This window comes from Deferribacterota bacterium (assembly GCA_034189185.1).
In the GTDB taxonomy this organism is placed as follows: Bacteria; Chrysiogenota; Deferribacteres; order Deferribacterales; family UBA228; genus UBA228.
Genome location: JAXHVM010000203.1, coordinates 1 through 2994 on the forward strand (window position 1 = coordinate 1; position 2994 = coordinate 2994).

5 protein-coding genes are annotated in these 2994 nt (G+C 30.9%); all 5 read right to left on the reverse strand.

All coding sequences use genetic code 11. From position 1 onward, the window contains the following. Positions 1-1070, reverse strand: a 1070-nt coding sequence (atpA, locus tag SVN78_09865; protein MDY6821911.1) for a F0F1 ATP synthase subunit alpha, incomplete at its 3' end; no start/stop codon positions are given. Next, positions 1070-1618, reverse strand: a complete 549-nt coding sequence (gene atpH, locus SVN78_09870; protein ID MDY6821912.1) for an ATP synthase F1 subunit delta — start codon at positions 1616-1618, stop codon at positions 1070-1072. The genes atpH and atpA, both read right to left, overlap by 1 nt. Then, a complete protein-coding gene (locus tag SVN78_09875; GenBank protein ID MDY6821913.1) occupies positions 1608-2165 on the reverse strand; it encodes an ATP synthase F0 subunit B in 558 nt (185 codons plus the stop codon). The genes atpH and SVN78_09875 overlap by 11 nt, the downstream gene beginning before the upstream one ends. Then, positions 2162-2575, reverse strand: coding sequence for a hypothetical protein (locus tag SVN78_09880; protein ID MDY6821914.1), 414 nt, complete (start codon positions 2573-2575; stop codon positions 2162-2164). The genes SVN78_09875 and SVN78_09880 overlap by 4 nt, the downstream gene beginning before the upstream one ends. 55 nt (positions 2576-2630) lie before the next feature. Continuing rightward, on the reverse strand, positions 2631-2994 hold a 364-nt coding region (gene pgk, locus SVN78_09885), incomplete at its 5' end, for a phosphoglycerate kinase (GenBank protein ID MDY6821915.1).

Consider the following 2994-nt stretch of genomic DNA (forward strand, 5'->3'; position numbering starts at 1 on the left):
TATGCAGGTGTTAGACCTGCATAAAACAAATCACCTTCTAAATAAATCTGTCCATCAGTGATGGAAATAACATTTGTTGGTATATACGCCGAAACATCTCCTGCTTGGGTTTCTATAATAGGTAGTGCAGTTAAAGAACCACCACCATGATCACTATTAAATTTAGCAGCCCTTTCTAAAAGCCTAGAATGTAAGTAAAAAACATCCCCTGGATATGCCTCCCTACCTGGTGGTCTTCTAAGTAGCAGAGAAAGTTGCCTATAAGCTGTTGCGTGCTTAGAAAGATCATCATAAATAACTAGTGCATGTCCACCTTTATCTCTAAAGTATTCAGCCATCGTACACCCTGCATAGGGAGCTAGATATTGTAATGGGGCAGGCTCATTTGCACAGGCAGAAACAATAATTGTATAATCCATAGCACCATATTTTTCAAGGGTATCAACAACCCTTGCAACTGTTGAGTTTTTCTGGCCAATTGCAACATAGACGCAGTAAACATCTGTATTTTTTTGATTAATAATTGTATCAAGCGCAATAGCAGTCTTCCCAGTTTGCCTATCACCAATAATTAATTCTCTCTGACCCCTACCAATAGGGATCATTGAATCAATAGCCTTTAAACCAGTTTGCAACGGTTCATTAACAGGTCTTCTTTGAACAATACCAGGTGCTATTTTTTCTATAACATCAAATTTCTCACCCTTAATCTGACCTTTACCATCAACTGGTTGTCCTAAAGGATTAACCACTCTACCTAATAAAGATTCGCCAACAGGAACAGAGGCTATACGATTAGTACGCTTTATAACATCTCCCTCTTTAATATCTTCATAATCCCCTGCCACAACTACACCAACCGAATCCTCTTCGACATTCATCACTATACCATATCTATCTTTTTTAACCTCTACCAACTCCCCTGCCATAACATTATTTAGACCATAAATACGTGCAATACCATCTCCAGAACTAATAACATAGCCTACCTCATTAATCTCAGATACTTTTTCAAAATCCTCAATGTTTTCTTTTATAATCTTACTAATCTCGTCAGCTTTTAACTGCATTAAACAACTCCTCCAACTTTATTTACTAAATTCTGAAGTGCACACTCTATACTTGCATCTATAATAATATCCTTATACTTAACAATAAAACCACCTATAATATTCTTGTTTATTTTTAATTCTAACTCAACTTTACTATAACCTGAAATAGATGATAATCTATCCTTTAATCTATTAATTATCTCATCTGTTGGCTTATAGGCAAAGATAGCAATTGCAACTAATATATTATTATATTCATTATTTAAATATAAAATATAATCGTAAATACCCGTTAAATATTTAAATCTATTGTTTAAAATTAATATTCTTAAAAAATTGTAAAATAATGTATCATAACCTACAAGCTTTACAATATCTTCTAATAAATCAAGTTTTTCTTTTTTCGATATAACAGGTGAGATAAAAATTTCATTAATATATTTAGAATATTCTAAAAAAATCATAAAATTCTTATAATTCTCTAACAAACTATCTAAACAGTTTTCTTGTTTTGCAACGCTAAAAAAAGAGTCTCCATATTTCTTGACAAGACTATTAAAGTTCATACTCACTAATCCTTTCTACTCGATTAAGATTTATTTGGTTATGTAATTTCACATCTAGTTTCTCTAGAATATCTTTCTTTGACTGTTCAATAGATTTCTGAAGTATTTGATTAATTAACTTTATTTCAGCTTTTCTAATCTCAAGTTCAATAGCTTTTTCCGCTGATTTTCTAAGCTTTTCAAGCTGTCTCTCACCTTCTTCTAAGATTGCCTCTCTCTCCTTTTCAATGGATTCTCTAAACCTAGTTTTTAATTCTTCTATCTCACTATCAACACCCTTTAGCATCTTATCTGCTGAATCAAGCTCTTCTTTTAATTTGCTATTCTCTTCATTTAAACCTACTAACCTTTTCTTAACCTCCATAACCCTATTGTTAATAAAATCTATTAGTGGAGTCTTTATAAACTTATACAGTAACCATATAAATATTAAAAAGGTTAGAATTCTCCAGATTAAGGTGCTAATTTCATGGGTATTGCCCTCGCTAGCTAACAATGTTAATGGTATTATTATAAATAAAATAATTATAATCAGTTTATTTTTCATAGGACTTTCTGAATTATTAATTTTTTTATTCCAGGCATATCTTTTTCTAATTCAACGATAAGCTTTTCATATAGTTTATTTAAATCCTTTAATTGTTCTTTATAATATTTATCTAATTTTTGCCTCTCCCTCTGTATTGAATTTGAAACCTCTTTTTTTGTGTCCTCAATAGTATCTTTCTTAAGCTCATTTAACTCTCTTTTTGCATCTAATTTCTTTTGTTCATATAATTTTTGAAGCTCCTCTATCTTTTTCTTTTTCTCATTTACCTGTTGTTCTAATGATAATATTTTATTATTTCTTTTTTCGATTGCACCTATTAGAGGATCAGCTATCATATACTTAGATATTACTATTACTATTATGAAATTTATAACTTGGAAAAATAGCGTTATATCAATGCTAATCATAAACTATCCATCATCAATATTTTGAAGTTGCTTATATCAAATAAATAAAAATTTGTCAATAAGTTAAAATACTAATACATGGTAATGTTCCATTTTCTATAAATTCTAATGAGGCACCCCCACCGGTTGAAATATGGTCGATATTTTTTTCTACACCAGCTTTATGTATGGCACTTACTGAATCACCACCACCTACTATTACAAACCCATCTGATTTAGCCAAAAAATGTGCTACCTCAAAGGTTCCATTGGCAAATGATTCATTTTCAAATAATCCCATAGGACCATTCCATAAAATTGTTTTTGCATCTTTCAGTCCGTCCTTAAATAAAGATATTGTTTTTATACCAATATCCAAACCCATTAGATTATCATCAATGTTAGCTGAATCAACTGCTTTAGGTTCTCCTTCAGGGCTC

What these genes read in the sequence shown, in the direction of transcription:
- atpH (MDY6821912.1), bottom strand. Translation starts at nt 1,618, where the DNA reads ATGAACTTTAATAGTCTTGTCAAGAAATATGGAGACTCTTTTTTTAGC.
- SVN78_09875 (MDY6821913.1), bottom strand. Translation starts at nt 2,165, where the DNA reads ATGAAAAATAAACTGATTATAATTATTTTATTTATAATAATACCATTA.
- SVN78_09880 (MDY6821914.1), bottom strand. Translation starts at nt 2,575, where the DNA reads ATGATTAGCATTGATATAACGCTATTTTTCCAAGTTATAAATTTCATA.